This window comes from Streptomyces sp. NPDC059906, assembly GCF_042730645.1.
GTDB lineage: Bacteria > Actinomycetota > Actinomycetes > Streptomycetales > Streptomycetaceae > Streptomyces > Streptomyces rubrogriseus.
In genome coordinates this window covers 57,052-77,249 of the sequence record NZ_JBHWKU010000033.1, presented here as the reverse complement: position 1 = coordinate 77,249, position 20,198 = coordinate 57,052, and the positions used below count along the sequence as shown (strand labels likewise).

Here is a 20,198-nt window from a genome sequence, read left to right as displayed (position 1 = left end):
GCCGCTCCATGGGTGGCGAGAGCACGACACGTACGGCCCCGCGCGGCGGCGGAGCGAACAAGGGCCCGGTGGGCAGCCGGACCGGACAGCGGCTGTCCGGCATCGCGGTGGCGCTGGGCCTGGTGCTGTTCCTCGGCGGCTTCGCCTGGGGAGCGGTGGTCTACCGTCCCTACACCGTGCCGACCAGCTCGATGACGCCGACGATCGACGCCGGTGACCGGGTCCTGGCGCAGCGCATCGACGGGGCCGACGTCCGCCGTGGCGACGTCGTCGTGTTCAAGGACGCGACCTGGGCCAACGCCCCCATGGTCAAGCGGGTCGTCGCCGTCGGCGGGGACACCGTCTCCTGCTGCCAGAAGGGCAAGCTGAAGGTCAACGGCAAGGTGATCGACGAGCCGTACCTGCCCGCCGGTACCCCGGCCGAGATCAGCGACTTCCAGACCGTGACCGTCCCGGAGGGCCGCCTGTTCCTGCTCGGCGACGAGCGGGACAACTCCGTGGACTCCACCGCCCACCTGACCGACGCGGCCGGCGGCACCGTGTCGCGCGGCGCCGTGGACGCCCGCGTGGACGCCGTGGCCTGGCCCGTGAACGGCATGCTGGAGCGGCCCACCGGCTTCGAGACGCTGGGCGACCTCTCCTCGCCGGGTCCGCTGCGGACCGTGGTCGTCCTGGTGATCGCCGGGGCCGTGCTGATCCTGGGCGGCGCGGCCTACGGCCCCCTCGCCAAACGGGCCGCGGCCTCCCGGGCCCGCAAGGGAGCGGAGCCGGCCGGTGGGCGCTGAGCCGACGCCCGCGGGACAGGACACCTACGAGGGCGGGCTGCGCCGGGTCGCCCGGGTCGTGCTGCTCGACCCCGAGGACCGCATCCTGCTGCTGCACGGCCACGAACCGGACGATCCGGCCGACGACTGGTGGTTCACCCCCGGCGGCGGTGTGGAGGGCGAGGAGACCCGTGCGGAGGCCGCCCGGCGCGAACTGCTGGAGGAGACCGGCATCGCGGACGTCGAACTCGGCCCGGTGCTGTGGCGGCGCAGGTGCTCCTTCCCCTTCGCGGGCCGCCGCTGGGACCAGGACGAGTGGTACTACCTGGCCCGCACCGCCCGGACCGCCACCGAGGCGGTCGGCCCCGGCCTGACCGAACTGGAGCGGCGCAGCGTCGCCGGAGCGCGCTGGTGGACGTGTGAGGAACTGACCCGGGCACGTGAGACGGTGTATCCGACCAGACTCGCCGAGCTGCTGACCACGCTGCTCGACGAAGGTCCCCCGGCCGGGCCGGTGACCCTGGACACCGAAATCGTCTAGGGCCGCACGGGACTGGCGCACAATGGTGGGACCGCACGGCTGAAGGGGAACATGCCATGAGCGCCGAGGACCTCGAGAAGTACGAGACCGAGATGGAGCTCAAGCTCTACCGGGAGTACCGCGATGTCGTCGGTCTGTTCAAATACGTGATCGAGACCGAGCGGCGCTTCTACCTCACCAACGACTACGAGATGCAGGTGCACTCGGTGCAGGGCGAGGTGTTCTTCGAGGTCTCCATGGCCGACGCCTGGGTGTGGGACATGTACCGGCCGGCCCGGTTCGTCAAGCAGGTGCGGGTGTTGACGTTCAAGGACGTGAACATCGAGGAGCTGAACAAGAGCGATCTGGAGCTTCCCGGCGGGTGACGGAGTTTTCCACAACCGGTGAGTAGTTCACCGTGAGTGACGGGATCCGCCTGTTTGCGTGATCGTTGGCGCCGGAGGTGGTGCCGACATGAACGCACGAGGTGCGATGGGCAGGTACGGCGAGACACTCGCCGCCCGCCGGCTGACCGGAGCCGGCATGACCGTCCTGGAGCGCAATTGGCGCTGTGGCAGGACCGGCGAGATCGACATCGTGGCCCGGGACGGGGACGTCCTGGTCGTCTGCGAGGTCAAGACGCGCAGGGGCGGCTCCTTCGAGCACCCGATGGCCGCCGTGACCCCGGATAAGGCGGAGCGGCTGCGGCGGCTCGCGGAGCGCTGGATCCAGACCCACGGAGGAGCCCCGCCCGGCGGTGTCCGGATCGACCTGGTCGGCGTGCTCCTCCCGCAGCGCGGCGCACCGGTGGTCGAGCACGCCAGGGGGGTGGCGTGATGGGGTTCGCACGTACGTGTTCGGTGGCGCTCGTCGGCGTCGAGGGCGTGGTGGTCGAGGTCCAGGCCGACCTGGAGCCGGGCGTGGCCGCCTTCACGCTGGTGGGACTGCCGGACAAGAGCCTCACGGAGAGCCGGGACCGGGTACGGGCGGCCGTGGTGAACTCGGGTGCTCAGTGGCCCCAGAAGAAGCTGACGGTCGGTCTCAGCCCGGCCTCGGTGCCCAAGAGCGGCAGCGGCTTCGACCTCGCCGTCGCCGCGAGCGTCCTGGGCGCGGCGGAGCGGATCGACCCGCGCGTCCTGGCCGACATCGTGATGATCGGAGAGCTGGGTCTCGACGGCCGGGTGCGGCCGGTGCGCGGCATCCTGCCGGCGGTCCTGGCCGCGGCCGAGGCCGGATACGAACAGGTGGTCGTGCCGGAGTGCGCCGCGGCCGAGGCGTCCCTGGTCCCGGGCGTGTCGGTGCTCGGGGTGCGCAGCCTGCGCCAGCTGATCGCCGTCCTCGCCGACGAACCCGTGCCGGAGGAGGAACAGGACCTCCAGGGCCGCCCCGACCCGCTCATGGCCGGTCTGCGCATGCCCGGAACGGGCGCGGCCACCGGAATGCACAGCATCGGAGCGGCACAGCACGACCACGGGCACGAGCACAGCCACGACCTCGCCGACGTCGTCGGCCAGGAATCGGCACGCACGGCGGTGGAGGTCGCCGCGGCCGGTCGCCACCACCTGTTCCTGGAAGGCCCGCCCGGCGCCGGCAAGACCATGCTCGCCGAACGGCTGCCCGCCATCCTGCCCCGGCTCTGCCGGGCCGAGTCCCTCGAAGTCACCGCCGTGCACTCGGTGGCGGGACTGCTGCCACCGGGCAAGCCCTTGATCGACACGGCCCCCTACTGCGCTCCCCACCATTCCGCCACGATGCAGTCCCTCGTCGGAGGCGGTCCCGGCATCGCGCGGCCGGGTGCCGTGTCGCTGGCGCACCGAGGCGTCCTGTTCCTCGACGAGACCCCGGAGTTCAGCGGCCACGCGCTCGACGCCCTGCGCCAGCCGCTGGAGGCCGGGCACGTCGTCATCGCACGCAGTGCGGGCGTGGTGCGCTTCCCGGCGCGGTTCCTGATGGTGCTCGCCGCCAATCCCTGTCCCTGCGGGCGGTTCTCGCAGGCCGACGAGATGTGCGAGTGCTCGCCCGCGGCGATCCGCCGCTACCAGGCCAGGCTGTCCGGGCCGCTGCTCGACCGGGTCGACCTGCGGGTCGAGGTGGACCGGGTCACGCGCAGCCAGCTGGCGGGGGACGGCCCCCGGGGCGACTCCACGGCGACCGTCGCCGACCGGGTGCGCGCGGCTCGGGAGCGGTCGGCCGCGCGCCTCGCGGGCACCCCGTGGCGGTCGAACAGCGAGGTGCCCGGCCGGGAGCTGCGCAGCCGCTGGCGCGCCGAGGCCGGTGCGCTGGACGTGGCGGAGCGCAGTCTGGAACGTGGTGTGCTCACCGCCCGCGGACTCGACCGGGTCCTGCGCGTCGCCTGGACCGTCGCGGACCTCGTCGGCCACGACCGCCCCGACGTTCGGGACGTCGCCCTGGCGCTGCAACTGCGCACCGGGGTGCCGCGGGGCGTCCCGATGGCCCTGGGGGCACTGGCATGAGCGGGGACACCAGGCCCCAGCAGGACGCCGCCCCGAGCGGCGACACCGGGCCGGAGGCGAACGAGACCCTCTTCCCCGACACCGCCGTGTCCTCCGGTGGTGGCGGCGGCGTCGGCCCGGCCGGGGGCGGGGCGGTGACGCCTCCCGGCGGCCGGGGCGGCCCGGACGGTGGAGAAGCGAGGCGGTCCGGCCCGGTCAGGACGGTGGCCCTGGCGCCGCAGGACGCCGCGGGCGGCGGCGACGCCGGCAACGGGGGCGGACCGCGGAGTGAGACGCCGGGCGGCCACGCACTGGACAAGGCGGCCCCGGACGAAACGGCGCCGCTCGGTCCGGACCCCGGGGCCGGGGGCGTTGCCGTGGCCGGGGGCGGTGTCGCCGCCGGGGGCCGCCGTCCCGCCGCCGGGGCCGGTGACGCGGGCCCGGGCGTCGACGGGCGTGGCGCGAGGGGTGGGGGACCGGGCGTCGACGGGAGTGGCGCGAGGGGTGGGGGACCGGAGGACCGAGAGCTGCTCGGGAGGGTGTTCCTCGCCCGGGTGCTGGAGCCCGGTGACGAGACGGGCGGACGGTGGGTGCGGGAACGCGGTGTCCCGGAGGTGGTGCGGCGCCTGCGCGAGGGCGGGCGCGCGCTGCCGGGGGTGAGCGAGAAGCGGTGGACCGGGCTGTGCGCTCGGGCGGGCAAGGCCGACCCCCGGCGTGACCTGGCCGTCGCCCGGTCCGCCGGGGCGCGGTTCGTGGTCCCCGGGGCCGCGGAATGGCCGGGGCAGCTCGACGACCTCGGTGACGCCCGGCCGCTCGGACTGTGGGTGCGGGGCGGGCCCAGTCTGCGCATGTGGGCGCTCAGGTCGGTCGCCGTCGTCGGCGCCCGCGCCTGCACCGAGTACGGCGCCCACATGGCCGCCACCCTCGCCGCCGGCCTGGCCGAGCGCGGCTGGGTCGTGGTGTCGGGCGGCGCCTACGGGATCGACGGCGCCGCCCACCGCGGGGCCCTCGGGGCCGGCGGCGCCACCGCGGCCGTCCTCGCCTGCGGGGTCGACCGCCCCTACCCTCCCGGACACACCGCCCTGATCACCAGGATCGCCGAACAGGGCCTGGTCGTCGGCGAGCTGCCACCGGGCGACCACCCGACGCCCAGCAGATTCATCCTGCGCAACCGGGTCATCGCCGCGCTCACCAGGGGCACCGTGGTCGTCGAAGCCGCCCACCGCAGCGGTTCGCTGGTCACGGCCCGGGCGGCCCGGCGGCTGGGCCGGCACGTGATGGGTGTGCCGGGACCGGCGACCAGTGCCCTCTCCGCGGGGGTGCACGAGATGCTGCGCGGCGACGCGGTGCTGGTCGGCGACGCCGCCGAGGTGGTCGAGCTGATCGGAGACATGGGAGAGCTGCCGCCGGAGCGGCGCGGGCCCGTCCTCCCCACCGATCTGCTGGAGTCCCGGACCCGCCAGGTGCTGGCCGGGCTCCCCGGGCGGGGAACGGCGACGGCGGGGGAGGTGGCGCTGCGCGCCCAGACCACCCAGGACGACGCGGTCGCGAGGCTGTACGAGCTTCGAGCACTCGGTTACGTCGAACGACACGGCGACGGCTGGAAGTTGACACGCCAGGCGATGATCTCGGTTCGCGGTGGTCGCAGCCCGTGCTGACGCACCGTGTTCGGCCGTCCGGGGGAACCCCGACGCCCGTGGGGTTTCTGGCAGTTGAGGTATTCGAGTGATCACCCAGAGCGATCATCGTCCCCCCTGTAGAGCGTTCGGCGGAACGTATCTGCGTAGGGTGGCCACCCACTCCTTCGCACACCGCGACGGCTCAGTCACGCTACGCTCACGATGACCCCCACGCCGACGGCCGACAGCAGGCGACAACCAGAAAGCAGACCGGCGGCCTCAGGCAGATCCACATCACGGCAGAACGGCACTAGGCGACGAATGCCCCAGCACACCTCCGGGTCCGACCGGGCGGCGATCCCCCCAGCCGCCCGCGACGGTGGCAGCGTGCGACCGTCGGCCCCCTCGACGCTCGACGAGCTGTGGCGGTCGTACAAGACGACCGGCGACGAGCGGCTGCGGGAACAGCTGATCCTGCACTACTCGCCCCTCGTGAAGTACGTGGCGGGCCGGGTCAGCGTCGGACTGCCGCCCAACGTCGAGCAGGCCGACTTCGTCTCCTCCGGGGTGTTCGGCCTGATCGACGCCATCGAGAAGTTCGACGTCGACCGGGAGATCAAGTTCGAGACGTACGCGATCACCCGCATCCGGGGCGCGATGATCGACGAACTGCGGGCGCTGGACTGGATCCCGCGGTCGGTGCGGCAGAAGGCGCGCAACGTGGAGCGCGCCTACGCGACGCTGGAGGCACGCCTGCGCCGCACCCCCTCGGAGAGCGAGGTCGCCGTGGAGCTGGGGATCGCGGTGGAGGACCTCCACGCGGTCTTCAGCCAGCTGTCGCTGGCCAACGTGGTGGCCCTGGAGGAACTGCTGCACGCGGGCGGCGAGGGCGGCGACCGGCTGAGCCTGATGGACACCCTGGAGGACACCGCCGCCGACAACCCGGTGGAGGTCGCCGAGGACCGTGAGCTGCGGCGGTTCCTGGCCCGGGCGATCAACACGCTGCCGGAGCGCGAGAAGACCGTCGTCACGCTGTACTACTACGAGGGCCTCACGCTCGCCGAGATCGGGAACGTGCTGGGTGTGACCGAGAGCAGGGTCAGCCAGATCCACACCAAGTCGGTGCTGCAACTACGCGCCAAGCTGGCGGGCTTCGGCCGCTGACCTGGGCCTGCGGCACGGGTTCGGCCTCTCCCGTGAACCGCTCGGCGGCCGGGCGCCCGGGCGGCTGACTCCCGTACGGGGTGCCGCGTCCGTAAAGTGGTGACGTGCCAAGGATTCGAGCGGCCTCTGTGGCCGAGCACCGGTCGATGCAGCGTGCCGCCCTGCTGGACGCGGCACGCTCCCTGCTGTCCGACGGCGGAACGGAGGCGCTGACCTTCCCCGCCCTCGCCGAACGGACGGGCCTCGCCCGCTCGTCCGTCTACGAGTACTTCCGGTCGCGCGCGGCGGTGGTCGAGGAGTTGTGCGCCGTCGACTTCCCCGTCTGGGCCGCCGAGGTCGAGGCCGCGATGGAACGCGAGACGGCCCCCGACGCCAAGGTCGAGGCGTATGTGCGCAAGCAGCTCGACCTGGTCGGGGACCGGCGGCACCGGGCCGTCGTGGCCATCTCCGCGAGCGAACTGGACGCCGGTGCGCGCGAGAAGATCAGGGCGGCGCACGGCGGGCTGATCGCGATGATCGTCGAGGCGCTGGGCGAGATGGGGCACGGCCAGCCGCGGCTGGCGGCGATGCTCCTCCAGGGCGTCGTGGACGCGGCCGTACGGCGGATCGAACTGGGCGCGGCGGAGGAGCCCGGGGCGATCACGGAGGCGGCGGTCTCCATGGCGTTGCGCGGCGTACGGGGCTGATCTCCCCGCGGCCGGGCAGCGGCACCCCCGCCACCGGCAGCAGCCGCGACGGACCCGCGTCCAGCAGCCACGGCGGGAGCAGGGACAGCGGGTTGAGATAGACCTCGCCCCGCAGCAGGCCCCAGTGCAGACAGGCCGTGCAGTGCGAACCGGCCGGCTGTACCGTGCCGAGCGGCTCCCCGGCCGCGACCTCGTCACCCTTCCGCACGGCCGCCTCGACGGGGGCGAACGTCGTCCGCAAGGGTGGCTCGCCCGTCCCCGTCAGTTCCACCGAGACCACGCCCCGGCCCCCGACCGGCCCCGCGAAGGACACCCGCCCCGCGGCCACCGCGCGTACCGGCGCCCCGCTGCTCGCGGCGAGGTCCACGCCCCGGTGCCCCGGTCCGTACGGGTTCGCCGGGGGGTCCCAGCCCCGCCGGACCGCCGGCCGCGTGCCGACCGGCCAGTGCCGGGCCACGGGCGGCACCGCCGGATCCACCGGGCCCACCGCGTCCGGCAGGGCCCGCGCCGCCGCCGCCGTCGCCGGGCGCGGCGGCCCCGCGGCCCGGCCGGCCTCCGCGGTCAGAACAGCCGGGACAGCCGGGACAGCCAGGACGGCCAGGACGGCCGACAGCACCACCACTCGGGCACGCGCCCTCACCCATCGCCTCGTTCGCATACGGGCACGGTCCCGCACCAGCGCCGACCGCCGCCCGGCCCTGTGGACCGCGCCCCGGTTGTGGACAGCCGCGTCACCCGGTACCCCGCGGGTCCCGTACACTTCTGGTGGCGATCCGGGTCACCGGGTCGACTTCGCACGCCCCGACACGAGGCCCCACCAGGTCCGTGTCAGCGCCCCTCGGTCCCTAGTGGCAGGCGCATCCGGGCGTCAGGCGCGGGAGCCGTCCGGCTCACGCGGCACAACCGAGAAAATCAAGGAGATACGGCCATGGCCGTCGTCACGATGCGGGAGCTGCTGGAAAGCGGCGTCCACTTCGGTCACCAGACCCGCCGTTGGAACCCGAAGATGAAGCGCTTCATCTTCACCGAGCGCAACGGCATCTACATCATCGACCTGCTCCAGTCGCTGTCGTACATCGACCGCGCCTACGAGTTCGTCAAGGAGACCGTCGCCCACGGCGGCACGGTCATGTTCGTCGGCACGAAGAAGCAGGCGCAGGAGGCCATCGCCGAGCAGGCCACCCGCGTCGGCATGCCCTACGTCAACCAGCGCTGGCTGGGCGGCATGCTCACCAACTTCTCGACCGTCTACAAGCGCCTGCAGCGCCTGAAGGAGCTCGAGCAGATCGACTTCGAGGACGTGGCCGCCTCCGGCCTCACCAAGAAGGAGCTGCTGGTCCTCTCCCGCGAGAAGGCCAAGCTGGAGAAGACCCTCGGCGGTATCCGCGAGATGTCCAAGGTGCCCAGCGCCGTCTGGATCGTGGACACCAAGAAGGAGCACATCGCGGTCGGCGAGGCCCGGAAGCTCAACATCCCGGTCGTCGCCATCCTCGACACCAACTGCGACCCCGACGAGGTCGACTACAAGATCCCGGGCAACGACGACGCGATCCGCTCCGTCACCCTGCTCACCCGCGTGATCGCCGACGCCGTCGCCGAGGGCCTCATCGCCCGCTCCGGTGCCGCCGGCGGTGCCAAGGGCGACAAGGCCGCCGGTGAGCCGCTCGCCGCGTGGGAGCGCGACCTGCTCGAGGGCGAGAAGGCCGAGAAGGCCGAGAAGAAGGACGACCCCGAGGCCGCCGAGAAGCCGGCTGAGGCTCCTGCCGCCGAGGCCCCCGCCGCCGAGGCTGCCGAGGCCCCGGCTGCCGAGGCCCCGGCTGCCGAGGCCGCTCCCGCCGAGGCGCCCGCCGCCGACGCTCCGGCCGCGGACGCCGAGCAGGCCTGACCCCTCACCACCTTCGGGTGCCGGACGGCGGGGGACGCACAGCCCCCGCCGTCCGGCCCGTAGATCTTCAGACTTCGAGAGAGATTCCGGAATCATGGCGAACTACACCGCCGCCGACGTCAAGAAGCTCCGCGAGCTCACCGGCGCTGGCATGATGGACTGCAAGAAGGCGCTGGACGAGGCCGAGGGCAACGTCGAGAAGGCCGTCGAGGCGCTCCGCATCAAGGGTCAGAAGGGCGTCGCCAAGCGCGAGGGCCGCTCTGCCGAGAACGGCGCCGTCGTCTCGATCATCGCCGACGACAACACCTCGGGTGTCCTCGTCGAGCTGAAGTGCGAGACGGACTTCGTCGCCAAGGGCGAGAAGTTCCAGAACGTCGCCACGGCCATCGCCGAGCACGTCGCCAAGGCCGCCCCGGCCGACCTCGAGGCCCTGCTGGCCTCCACGATCGAGCCCGGCAAGACCGTCCAGGCGTACGTGGACGAGGCCAACGCCAACCTCGGCGAGAAGATCGTCCTGGACCGCTTCGCGCAGTTCTCCGGCGGCTTCGTGACCGCGTACATGCACCGCACGATGCCCGACCTGCCCCCGCAGATCGGTGTCCTCGTCGAGCTGGACAAGCCCAACGCCGAGATCGCCAAGGGCGTCGCCCAGCACATCGCCGCCTTCGCGCCGAAGTACCTCTCCAAGGAGGACGTCCCGGCCGAGGTCGTCGAGTCCGAGCGCCGCGTCGCCGAGGAGACCACTCGCGCCGAGGGCAAGCCCGAGGCCGCCCTGCCGAAGATCGTCGAGGGTCGCCTCAACGGCTTCTTCAAGGACGCCACCCTGCTCGGCCAGCCCTACGCCCTGGACAACAAGAAGTCCGTCCAGAAGGTGCTGGAAGAGGCCGGTGTCAGCCTGAAGCGCTTCTCGCGCATCAAGGTCGGCATCTGAGTCCGTACCGCGACGGACGCGCGACCCCGGTAGGGTCGACGCAAGTCGTCGGCGCCGTACGCGCATGCCGTGGCGCACGCGCGCGCGGCGGCGGACGACAGCAGATCTGACGAGGAGGCCATTGCCGCGTACGGGATGCGAAACACGCCCCCACCGGCAGTGGCCTTCTTCGTGTGTGTGACCCACGTAGAAGAGGCGAGACTCCATGAGCAGCACCCAGGCCGAGAAGAGTGACGACGGCAAAGTAAGCGGCCGCTTCATGCTGAAGCTGTCCGGCGAGGCGTTCTCCGGCGGTGGGGGCCTGGGCGTCGACCCCGACGTGGTGCACGCCATGGCCCGCGAGATCGCGGCCGTCGTCCGGGACGGCGCGCAGATCGCGATCGTCATCGGCGGCGGCAACTTCTTCCGCGGCGCCGAGCTGCAGGTGCGCGGCATGGACCGCGCCCGCTCCGACTACATGGGCATGCTCGGCACCGTGATGAACTGCCTGGCCCTCCAGGACTTCCTGGAGAAGGAGGGCGTCGACTGCCGCGTGCAGACCGCCATCACCATGGGCCAGGTCGCCGAGCCCTACATCCCGCTGCGCGCCGTGCGTCACCTGGAGAAGGGCCGTGTGGTCATCTTCGGCGCCGGTATGGGCATGCCCTACTTCTCCACCGACACCACCGCCGCGCAGCGTGCCCTCGAGATCGACGCCGAGGCGCTGCTCATGGGCAAGAACGGCGTGGACGGGGTCTACGACTCCGACCCCAAGACCAACCCGGACGCCGTGAAGTTCGACGCGCTCGGCTACGGCGAGGTCATCACCCGCGACCTGAAGGTCGCCGACGCCACGGCCGTCACGCTCTGCCGCGACAACAGCCTCCCGATCGTGGTCTTCGAGCTGCTGAAGGAGGGCAATATCGCCCGCGCCGTCAAGGGTGAGAAGATCGGCACGCTTGTGGGTGACCAGGGCAGCCGGGACTGACCGGAGAACACCCCCCGTCCGCGGACGCCACCTGTCCGGGGGACGGACGGGACGGGGCCGGACCGGGGGATGGACAATGTCCCGCCGGTCGGGAACCGTGCAGGAAGAACGCGACGCAGCCGGCCGCCGCCCGCAGGGAACCGCAGCCGGGCCTACTCAAGACACGCAGGAGCAAGTGGTGATCGAAGAGACCCTCCTCGAGGCCGAGGAGAAGATGGAGAAGGCCGTCGTGGTCGCCAAGGAGGACTTCGCCGCGATCCGCACCGGCCGTGCGCACCCGGCGATGTTCAACAAGATCGTGGCCGACTACTACGGCGCGCCGACGCCGATCAACCAGCTGGCCTCGTTCTCCGTGCCCGAGCCGCGCATGGCGGTGGTGACCCCCTTCGACAAGACGGCCCTGCGCAACATCGAGCAGGCGATCCGCGACTCCGACCTGGGCGTCAACCCGAGCAACGACGGCAACATCATCCGGGTGGTGTTCCCCGAGCTGACCGAGGAGCGCCGCCGCGAGTACATCAAGGTCGCCAAGAGCAAGGGCGAGGACGCCAAGGTCTCGATCCGCTCCGTGCGCCGCAAGGCCAAGGACGCCATCGACAAGATGGTCAAGGACGGCGAGGTCGGTGAGGACGAGGGCCGCCGTGCGGAGAAGGAGCTCGACGACACCACCGCCAAGTACGTCGCACAGGTGGACGAGCTTCTGAAGCACAAGGAAGCGGAGCTGCTCGAGGTCTGATGAACGACTCTTCCTGGGGAGCGCCGCCACAAGCCGGGTACTGGGGGCCGTCCGACCAGGGGCCCGTCCAGGGCGCCGGCCCGGCGGGTCCCGCGTACGATGCGCACTACGCGCAGCAGACTCGCCCCATGCCCATCGTGCCCGACGTACCCGAACACGGCGGAGACCAGGACGACGACCAGGGGACCGCTCGGCTGAGCGGTCCCTTGTTCCGGGACGAGCCGTTCCACGACCAGAACCCGTCGGCGCAGCCGTATGCGGCGGTGCCGCAGAATCCGGAGCCCATGCCCGACGCCCCGCAGCCGGCGCAGTCCCAGCCGCCGCCGCAGAAGAAGAGCGCGGGGCGTGACCTGGGGGCGGCGATAGGGGTCGGCGTCGGCCTCGGCGTGGTGATCGTCGCGTCGCTGTTCGTCGTCAAGGCGGTCTTCGTCGGTGTGATCGCGGTCGCCGTCGTGGTGGGTCTGTGGGAGCTGACCAAGCGGCTGGAGGAGCGCAAGGGCATCAAGGCGCCCCTCGTACCGCTCGCGATCGGCGGCGCCGCGATGGTGGTCGCCGGTTACGCGCGCGGGGCCGAGGGGGCGTGGGTCGCGATGGCCCTCACCGCGCTCGCGGTCCTGGTCTGGCGGATGACGGAGCCGCCGGAGGGTTACCTCAAGGACGTCACGGCAGGCCTCTTCGCCGCGTTCTACGTGCCGTTCCTGGCCACCTTCGTCGCCATGATGCTGGCGGCGGACGACGGCGCCTGGCGCGTCCTGGTCTTCCTGATACTGACGGTCGTCAGCGACACCGGGGCCTACGCCGTCGGCTGGCGCTTCGGCAAGAAGAAGCTCGCCCCGCGCATCAGCCCCGGCAAGACCCGCGAGGGCCTGCTGGGAGCGGTCGCGTTCGCGATGGTGGCGGGTGCGCTGTGCATGCAGTTCCTGATCGACGACGGCACCTGGTGGCAGGGCCTGCTGCTCGGCCTCGTGGTCGCCGTCAGCGCCACCCTGGGCGACCTCGGCGAGTCCATGATCAAGCGAGACCTCGGCATCAAGGACATGGGCACCCTTCTGCCGGGCCACGGCGGCATCATGGACCGCCTCGACTCCCTCCTCCCGACGGCACCGGTGGTGTGGCTGCTGCTGGTGATCTTCGTGGGGTCGTGATCCGGTCGGCGATCCATACGGGATCGGCCTGATCTGCTGGTTCTTTGAAGAGGGACCCGTTGCCCACAGGGCGGCGGGTCCCTCTTCACATGTGCTCCGAGGTCTGCGCGACGCTCCCGCAGCAGATCACCTGCGCTTGCGTCGGAAGCGTGACTTCTTCTGCTTCTGGGGAGCGAGCAGTCGCTGGGCTTCGAACGGCCGTCCCAGCGCGGTCAGTGCCTTGGCGAGGTCGCGGGTGGTGTCGATGGTGTCGGGGTGGTCGGCGCCGAGGCCGCGACGTTGGCGGGTGACTACGTCTTCGAGGAGCTGAGCCGCTGCCCTGTATTGGCGCAGGTGGCACAGGGTGACAGCAAGGCTGTGGGCGGATCGGAGGGTGTCCGGGTGGTCGTCGCCGAGGGTGCGGCGTCGGCGGGCGAGGGTGTCCTCGTCCATGCGGCGGGATTCGGCGTACTCGCCGAGGCTGTGCAGGCTGACGGAGAGGTTGTGGGCGGATCGGAGGGTGTGGGGGTGGTCGTCGCCGAGGGTGCGGCGTCGGCGGGCGAGGGTGTCCTCGTCCATGCGGCGGGATTCCGTGTGCTCGCCGAGGCTGTGCAGGGTTGAGGCGAGGTTGTGGGCGGACTCGAGGGTGTCTGGGTGGTCGCTGCCGAGGGTGCGGCGTCGGCGGGCGAGGGTGTCCTCGTCCATGCGGCGGGATTCGGCGTACTCGCCGAGGCTGTGCAGGCTGACGGCGAGGCTGTGGGCGGATTGGAGGGTGTGGGGGTGGTCGTCGCCGAGGGTGCGGCGTCGGCGGGTGAGGGTGTCCTCGTCCATGCGGCGGGCATTGGTGTGCTCGCCGAGGCTGTACAGAGTGACGGCGAGGTTGTGGGCGGATTGGAGGGTGTGGGGGTGGTCGTCGCCGAGGGTGCGGCGTCGGCGGGTGAGGGTGTCCTCGTCCATGCGGCGGGATTCGGTGTGCTCGCCGAGGTCGTACAGAGTGACGGAGAGGTTTTGGGCGGACTGGAGGGTGTGGGGGTGGTCGTCGCCGAGGGTGCGGCGTCGGCGGGCGAGGGTGTCTTCCTTGAGCGAGCGGGATTCGGTGTGCTCGCCCAGGTCGTGCAGGGTGCTCGCGAGGTCGTTGGCGGACTGGAGGGTGTCGGGGTGGTCGTCGCCGAGGGTGTGGCGCCTGCGGGTGAGGGTGTCCTCGATGATGCGGCGGGCTTCGGCGTGCTTGCCGAGGTCGGCCGTGGCGTGGCCGAGGAACTGGGCGCCGGTGAGGGTGTCGGGGTGGTCCTCTCCCATGGTGGTGGCCCACGCGGTGTGGGCCGTGGCGGCGAGGTCGCGGGCGGTGCGTGTCTGGCCGCTTCTGATCAGGTAGTGGGCGGCGTCGAGGAGAGTCGGCCGCAGTTCCGGTTGCTCGGTCGGGGCGAGGTGCCGCGCCGTGAGGTGCGGGGTGAGTGCCGCCCAGGCGGGCCAGTTGTCCGGGGTCTGGGGATCCCCGGGGTTGGCGGCGGCGAGGAGCGTGGTGGCGTCGTTGCGGATGGCCACTGACTGGTCCGGGAGGGACTGGTCACGGAGGACGGCCTGGGTGAGGCGGTGGATCTGGAAGCTCTCGGGCTCGGTGCGGGCGAGGCCGTAACGGCTGAGGGGGCTCAGCGCCTCGTGGAGCCACATCGGGTCGGCGGGGTCGCCGGGGATGGTGGTCAGCCGGGGGCGCACGCTCTCCAGCCAGGTGTTCCGGATGGGCTCGGGGCCGAGGAGGGCAACCAGGTGCAGCAGCGCCACCGCGTCGGGGTGATGGTCGGTGAGCCGGTCGACGGCGATGGTGACGGTGGCCGCCACCGGTGCGGGGTACCCGGGAGCGCCGCCCTTTTCCAGGATCTGGGTCGTGTTGGTGGCCAGGAGCTGGTGGTAGAGGCCCAGGCTCACGCCGCCGTTGGCGATGACGCCGGCGGCCTGGGCGAGGGCGAGCGGGAGGTCGCCGAGGTCCGCCGCGAGGGTGTCGGCCTGCTCGTCGTCCATGCTGCCGACCCGGCCCTGCAGATAGGTGAGGGAGTCGGTGCGGGCGAAGACGTTCAGGGGCGTGGCCCGGGCGGTGCCGGCCCAGTTCGGGTTGCGTGAGGTGATCAGGGTGTGGCCGGGGCCTTGGGCGAGCCAGGGCTCCACCTGGGCGGGGTCCTCGGCGTTGTCCAGGATGAGCAGCCAGCGCTCGCGGGTGCCGAGGTGGGAGAGCAGGGCGCGGGCGTTGGCCTCGGCGCCGGCGTCGGGCTTGGCGAGCCCCAGGCGGTTGGCGAGTTCGGTGTAGTGGACGGGGATCTCGTCGGGTTGGTCGGCGTCGATCCACCACACGACGTCGTACTGGTCGGCGAAGCGGTGGGCGTACTCCAGGGCGAGCTGGGTCTTGCCGACCCCGCCCATACCGTGCAGGGCCTGGGGTACGGCCTTGCTCTCCTTCAGGAGGCTTTCCCGCAGGCGGGCGATCTCCGTCTCGCGGCCGGCGAAGTCGGGGTTGCGCCGTCGTACGCTCCACACCTGGGGCTGCTCGGTGCTTCCGGGCAGCCGTGGCTTGCTCCGGCCCGCTGCCGGGACGACGGCGCCTGCTGCTGGGACGGTGCCCGCTGCCTGGAGGGTGCCCGCTGCCGGGGCGGTGCCGGGAAAGGGCGGGGGAGCGGAGGGACGGCTGCCGCTGTTGACGGCCTCGCGCAGTGCGGTCAGGGCCGCGGTTTCATCCAGACCGTGGAGGTTCTTGCGCAGCTTGGCGGCCAGAACGCGGGGAAGGTCACTGGTGGTGAGGGGTTCCAGAGCAAGGGGGATGAGGCGGTCGCGGTGGGCGACGGCGGCGGTCCACTCCTCGGTGGTCCAGCGTTCGTCCTCGAAGTAGGACGTGGAGAACAGGGCGATCACCGCGTCGGCGCGTGTGAGCGCCTCGTCCATGCGCTGGACCAGGTTGTCCCCCGTGCGCCAGTCCCAGATGTCCAGGATGACCCGGTGACCGGCCTCCTCCAGGTACCAGCCGACCCACTCGGCCCAGGCCCGGTCGGTGCCCGCGTAGCTGATGAAGAACTGCTGGGCGTGATCGGTCACCCTTGCCCCCGTCCCCTAGGTGCCATGCGGGACCATGATTCCGCGTATGACCTGGGGCGGGTAGCGAAAGGGCGAAATCGCCGCCCGGAGCGGACGCCGGCACCCGCAGGGGCACCCGAGTGGATCTGCGACACTGGGAAGGCCATGCCTAAGCCCGGAGAACTCACATTCGTCGCGCCGCGCGGAGTCAAGAAGCCGCCGCGGCACCTTGCCGACCTCACGCCTGCCGAGCGCAAGGAGGCTGTCGCCGCGATCGGTGAGAAGCCGTTCCGTGCGAAGCAGCTCTCGCAGCACTACTTCGCGCGGTACGCGCACGCCCCCGAGCAGTGGACCGACATCCCCGCCGGTTCGCGCGAGGGGCTGCGGGAAGCGTTGCTGCCCGAGCTGATGACGGTCGTGCGGCACCTGTCGACCGACCAGGGGACCACGCGCAAGACGCTGTGGAAGCTGTTCGACGGGACGCTCGTCGAGTCGGTGCTCATGCGCTACCCGGACCGGGTGACCATGTGCATCAGCTCCCAGGCGGGCTGCGGGATGAACTGCCCGTTCTGCGCCACCGGCCAGGCCGGCCTGGACCGCAACCTGTCGACCGCCGAGATCGTGCACCAGATCGTCGACGGCATGCGGGCGCTCAGGGACGGCGAGGTCCCGGGAGGCCCCGCGCGGCTCAGCAACATCGTGTTCATGGGCATGGGCGAGCCCCTCGCCAACTACAACCGGGTCGTGGGCGCCATCCGCCGGCTCACCGACCCCGAGCCCGACGGGCTGGGGCTCTCCCAGCGCGGCATCACCGTCTCCACGGTCGGTCTCGTCCCCGCGATCCACCGCTTCACCGGCGAGGGCTTCAAGTGCCGCCTCGCCATCTCGCTGCACGCCCCCGACGACGAGCTGCGCGACACCCTCGTCCCCGTCAACACGCGGTGGAAGGTGCGCGAGGTGCTGGACTCCGGGTTCGAGTACGCGGCGAAGTCCGGGCGCCGGCTGTCCATCGAGTACGCCCTGATCCGCGACATCAACGACCAGGCCTGGCGCGGCGACCGGCTCGGGCGGCTGCTCAAGGGCAGGCCCGTGCACGTCAACCTGATCCCGCTCAACCCGACGCCCGGCTCCAAGTGGACCGCGTCCCGGCCCGAGGACGAGAAGGCGTTCGTGGAGGCGATCGCGGCGCACGGTGTGCCGGTGACGATCCGGGACACCCGTGGGCAGGAGATCGACGGGGCGTGTGGTCAGCTCGCCGCGAGCGAGAGGTAACCTGACCGGCGTACATCTTCATATTCCGACAGGGGAGCGCCACAGCGCTGAGAGTGCGGCACCGGCCGCAGACCCTCCGAACCTGGCCCAGGTCATTCTGGGTAGGGAGATCGGTCACCACTCGAGCTGTTGCGCCCTGCCCGGGACCCTCGCCAGGGGTTCCGGGCGGGGCCGCGTCTTCTCCTGGTCACCCAGGAGGAATTCAGTGAGCATCACCAAGAAGGGCGTCACCAAGAAGGGCATCACCAAGAAGGTCGGTGTCCTGGCCGTCGGGCTGGGCATGGTCGGCGGCCTGGCCGCCTGCGGCTCCTCGTCCGACGACGGCGGCTCCGGCGGCTCCGGCGGCTCCAAGACCGTGACGCTGGTCAGCCACGATTCGTGGGCCGTGTCGAAGGACGTGATCGCCGCCTTCGAGAAGAACTCCGGCTACAAGGTCAAGGTCCTGGAGGACGGCGACGCCGGACAGGCCGTCAACAAGGCCATCCTCACCAAGGACAACCCGCAGGGCGACGTCTTCTTCGGCGTCGACAACACCCTGCTCTCCCGCGCCCTCGACAACGGCCTGTTCCAGCCGTACGAGGCCAAGGGCTCCGACCTCGTCCTGCCCGAGTACCGGGCCGACCGGGACGAGCACCGGGTCACGCCCGTCGACACCGGCGACATCTGCGTCAACTACGACAAGGCGTACTTCGGCGAGCACGGGCTGACCCCGCCCAAGACCCTCGACGACCTGGTCAAGCCCGAGTACAAGGACCTGCTCGTCACCGAGAACGCGGGCAGCTCCTCGCCCGGCCTCGGCTTCCTGCTCGGTACCGCTGCCAAGTACGGGGACGACGGCTGGGAGGGCTACTGGAAGAAGCTCAAGTCGAACGGCGTCAAGGTCGTCGACAGCTGGGAGCAGGCGTACAACGAGGAGTTCTCCGGCTCGGCCGGCGGGAAGAAGGCCAAGGGCGACCGTCCGCTCGTCGTGTCCTACGCCTCCTCCCCGCCCGCCGAGGTCGTCTACGCCGACCCGCAGCCGGACACCGCCCCCACGGGCGTCGCCGACGGCACCTGCTTCCGGCAGGTCGAGTACGCGGGTCTGCTCAGCAACGCGAAGAACCCCGAGGGCGGCAAGGCGCTCCTCGACTTCCTGCTGAGCGAGTCCTTCCAGGAGGACATGCCGCTGAACATGTTCGTCTACCCGGTGCGGGAGGGCGCGCAGGTCCCCGAGGTGTTCTCGAAGTTCGGGCCGAAGGCGAAGGACCCGCAGACCCTCGACCCGGCGAAGATCGCCGACAACCGCGACCAGTGGGTCAAGTCGTGGACCTCGCTCGTACTGAAGTGAGCCGCGAAGGGACGCGGCCGGTGAAGCAGGCGGTGCGGCCGGCCCGGACCGCCCGCGGGAGCGCGGCCCGGCTCGGCCTCATGGCCGTGCCCGTCGCGTTCTTCGCGGTGTTCTTCGCCTACCCCGTCGCCGCCATCGTCGCCCGCGGCCTGAAGATCGACGGGGTGTGGCAGCTCGGGCGGATCGGGGACGTGCTCGCACAGCCGGACGTGCGGCACGTGCTGTGGTTCACCACCTGGCAGGCGCTGGCGTCCACCGGGCTCACGCTGCTCGTCGCGCTGCCCGGCGCGTACGTCTTCGCCCGCTTCGACTTCCCCGGCAAACAGGTTCTGCGGGCGGTGGTGACCGTGCCGTTCGTGCTGCCGACGGTCGTCGTCGGTACGGCGTTCCTGGCGCTGGTGGGGCGCGGCGGGCTGTTCGACGAGCTGTGGGGTCTGCGCCTGGACACCACGGTGTGGGCGATCCTCCTCGCGCACGTCTTCTTCAACTACGCCGTCGTCGTCCGCACCGTCGGCGGTCTGTGGTCGCAGCTGGACCCGCGGCAGGAGGAGGCCGCCCGGATGCTCGGCGCCTCGCGGACACGGGCCTGGCGGCAGGTCACCCTGCCCGCGCTGGCGCCCGCCGTGGCCGCCGCCGCGCTGATGGTCTTCCTGTTCACCTTCACCTCCTTCGGCGTCGTCCAGATCCTCGGCGGGCCCGCCTTCTCCACCCTGGAGGTGGAGATCTACCGCCAGACCTCGCAGGTCTTCGACCTGTCCACGGCCGCCGTCCTGACGCTGATCCAATTCGCGGCGGTCGTCGCCGTCCTCGCCGTGCACGCCTGGACGGTGCGGCGGCGGGAGACGGCGCTGCGGCTCGTGGACGCGGCCACGACCGCGCGCCGGCCGCGCGGAGCCGGACAGTGGGCGCTGCTCGCCGGCGTCCTGGGCGTCATCGCCGTCCTGCTGGTGCTGCCGCTGGCGGTACTGGTCCAGCGGTCGCTGGGGGCGTCCGGCTTCGGCTACTACCGGGCGCTGACCCGAGAGGACGGCGGCGCCTTCCTCGTCCCGCCGATCGAGGCGATCGGCAACTCCCTCCAGTACGCCGTCGCCGCCACCGCCATCGCCGTGGTGATCGGCGCGCTGGCCGCGACCGCGCTCACCCGGCGCGACGCGGGCCGTTTCGTGCGCGGGTTCGACGCGCTGCTGATGCTGCCGCTCGGGGTGTCGGCCGTGACGGTCGGGTTCGGGTTCCTGATCGCGCTGGACGAGCCCCCGCTGGACCTCAGGTCCTCCTGGATCCTGGTGCCGCTCGCACAGGCACTGGTGGGCGTCCCGTTCGTCGTACGGACCATGCTGCCGGTGCTGCGGGCGGTGGACGGGCGGTTGCGGGAGGCGGCCGCGGTGCTGGGCGCGTCGCCGTGGCGGGTCTGGCGCGAGGTGGACCTGCCGATGGTGCGGCGGGCGCTGCTGGTGGCGGCCGGGTTCGCCTTCGCGGTGTCGCTGGGGGAGTTCGGGGCGACCGTGTTCATCGCACGGCCCGACAACCCGACGCTGCCGGTCGCCGTGGCCCGCCTGCTGGGCCGGCCCGGGGACATGAACTACGGCCAGGCGATGGCCCTTTCGACGATTCTGATGCTGGTGTGCGCAGTGGCCCTGGTGGTGCTGGAGCGGCTGCGGACCGACCGGAGCGGGGAGTTCTGACATGCCGC

Annotated in this window: 18 protein-coding genes and 1 riboswitch; of the genes, 16 read left to right on the top strand and 2 right to left on the bottom strand. The window is 71.8% G+C overall.

Going from position 1 to position 20,198, the window contains the following annotated elements:
• Positions 1-8: 8 nt before the first annotated feature.
• The 8 genes from lepB (at position 9) to ACFV9J_RS33855 (ending at position 7,206) form a co-directional block, all read left to right on the top strand.
• Positions 9-785, top strand: a complete 777-nt coding sequence (gene lepB, locus ACFV9J_RS33890) for a signal peptidase I (protein WP_385360853.1) — start codon at positions 9-11, stop codon at positions 783-785.
• Entirely contained in the window at positions 775-1,305 is a 531-nt protein-coding gene (locus tag ACFV9J_RS33885; protein ID WP_385360851.1) for an NUDIX hydrolase, read from the top strand. Before lepB ends, ACFV9J_RS33885 begins: the two co-directional genes overlap by 11 nt.
• 56 nt (positions 1,306-1,361) lie before the next feature.
• Entirely contained in the window at positions 1,362-1,670 is a 309-nt protein-coding gene (locus ACFV9J_RS33880) for a DUF2469 domain-containing protein (protein WP_003965949.1), read from the top strand.
• A gap of 88 nt (positions 1,671-1,758) precedes the next feature.
• Positions 1,759-2,121, top strand: a complete 363-nt coding sequence (locus tag ACFV9J_RS33875) for a YraN family protein (protein WP_165285433.1) — start codon at positions 1,759-1,761, stop codon at positions 2,119-2,121.
• Complete coding sequence (locus ACFV9J_RS33870) at positions 2,121-3,758, top strand: YifB family Mg chelatase-like AAA ATPase (RefSeq protein ID WP_385360848.1); 1,638 nt, start codon at positions 2,121-2,123, stop codon at positions 3,756-3,758. The genes ACFV9J_RS33875 and ACFV9J_RS33870 overlap by 1 nt, the downstream gene beginning before the upstream one ends.
• Positions 3,759-4,264: 506 nt before the next feature.
• The gene (gene dprA, locus ACFV9J_RS33865; RefSeq protein ID WP_385360886.1) at positions 4,265-5,395 is read left to right on the top strand and encodes a DNA-processing protein DprA; all 1,131 of its coding nucleotides are present in this window, start codon (positions 4,265-4,267) and stop codon (positions 5,393-5,395) included.
• A gap of 282 nt (positions 5,396-5,677) precedes the next feature.
• Entirely contained in the window at positions 5,678-6,520 is an 843-nt protein-coding gene (whiG, locus tag ACFV9J_RS33860) for an RNA polymerase sigma factor WhiG (protein WP_385360846.1), read from the top strand.
• Between the two features lie 128 nt (positions 6,521-6,648).
• Entirely contained in the window at positions 6,649-7,206 is a 558-nt protein-coding gene (locus ACFV9J_RS33855) for a TetR/AcrR family transcriptional regulator (RefSeq protein WP_385360884.1), read from the top strand.
• Here the strand turns inward: ACFV9J_RS33855 and ACFV9J_RS33850 are convergent.
• Complete coding sequence (locus tag ACFV9J_RS33850) at positions 7,160-7,864, bottom strand: murein hydrolase activator EnvC family protein (RefSeq protein WP_385360844.1); 705 nt, start codon at positions 7,862-7,864, stop codon at positions 7,160-7,162. The two genes, ACFV9J_RS33855 and ACFV9J_RS33850, sit on opposite strands and share 47 nt — an antisense overlap.
• 270 nt (positions 7,865-8,134) lie before the next feature.
• On the opposite strand from ACFV9J_RS33850, the gene rpsB reads away from it, so the two are divergent.
• The 5 genes from rpsB to ACFV9J_RS33825 all read left to right on the top strand — a co-directional run bounded on the left by rpsB (position 8,135) and on the right by ACFV9J_RS33825 (position 12,870).
• Complete coding sequence (gene rpsB / locus ACFV9J_RS33845) at positions 8,135-9,091, top strand: 30S ribosomal protein S2 (protein ID WP_385360841.1); 957 nt, start codon at positions 8,135-8,137, stop codon at positions 9,089-9,091.
• 94 nt (positions 9,092-9,185) lie between these two features.
• Positions 9,186-10,022, top strand: a complete 837-nt coding sequence (gene tsf / locus ACFV9J_RS33840) for a translation elongation factor Ts (RefSeq protein ID WP_385360838.1) — start codon at positions 9,186-9,188, stop codon at positions 10,020-10,022.
• Positions 10,023-10,227: 205 nt separating this feature from the next.
• Positions 10,228-10,989, top strand: coding sequence for a UMP kinase (pyrH, locus tag ACFV9J_RS33835; protein WP_385360835.1), 762 nt, complete (start codon positions 10,228-10,230; stop codon positions 10,987-10,989).
• Positions 10,990-11,167: 178 nt separating this feature from the next.
• A complete protein-coding gene (gene frr, locus ACFV9J_RS33830) occupies positions 11,168-11,725 on the top strand; it encodes a ribosome recycling factor (RefSeq protein ID WP_059300879.1) in 558 nt (185 codons plus the stop codon).
• On the top strand, positions 11,725-12,870 hold the full coding sequence (locus ACFV9J_RS33825; RefSeq protein WP_385360831.1) for a phosphatidate cytidylyltransferase: 1,146 nt from the start codon (positions 11,725-11,727) through the stop codon (positions 12,868-12,870). The genes frr and ACFV9J_RS33825 overlap by 1 nt, the downstream gene beginning before the upstream one ends.
• Before the next feature lie 126 nt (positions 12,871-12,996).
• Here ACFV9J_RS33825 and fxsT read toward each other — a convergent pair whose 3' ends face one another.
• Positions 12,997-15,930 carry an FxSxx-COOH system tetratricopeptide repeat protein gene (gene fxsT, locus ACFV9J_RS33820; protein WP_385360828.1) on the bottom strand — a complete coding sequence of 978 codons (2,934 nt, stop codon included), beginning with the start codon at positions 15,928-15,930 and terminating at the stop codon, positions 12,997-12,999.
• Between the two features lie 144 nt (positions 15,931-16,074).
• Here fxsT and rlmN point away from each other — a divergent pair, with 144 nt between their 5' ends.
• The 3 genes from rlmN to ACFV9J_RS33805 all read left to right on the top strand — a co-directional run bounded on the left by rlmN (position 16,075) and on the right by ACFV9J_RS33805 (position 20,190).
• Positions 16,075-17,181 (top strand): 23S rRNA (adenine(2503)-C(2))-methyltransferase RlmN, encoded by a 1,107-nt coding sequence (rlmN, locus tag ACFV9J_RS33815; protein WP_385360825.1) that lies wholly within the window; start codon positions 16,075-16,077, stop codon positions 17,179-17,181.
• A gap of 20 nt (positions 17,182-17,201) precedes the next feature.
• Positions 17,202-17,307, top strand: a riboswitch (TPP riboswitch).
• Positions 17,308-17,461: 154 nt separating this feature from the next.
• Positions 17,462-18,508: a thiamine ABC transporter substrate binding subunit gene (locus ACFV9J_RS33810; RefSeq protein WP_385360881.1), complete on the top strand. Its 1,047-nt coding sequence runs from the start codon at positions 17,462-17,464 to the stop codon at positions 18,506-18,508.
• On the top strand, positions 18,484-20,190 hold the full coding sequence (locus tag ACFV9J_RS33805) for an ABC transporter permease (protein ID WP_385360822.1): 1,707 nt from the start codon (positions 18,484-18,486) through the stop codon (positions 20,188-20,190). The genes ACFV9J_RS33810 and ACFV9J_RS33805 overlap by 25 nt, the downstream gene beginning before the upstream one ends.
• The last annotated feature ends 8 nt before the right edge of the window (positions 20,191-20,198 follow it).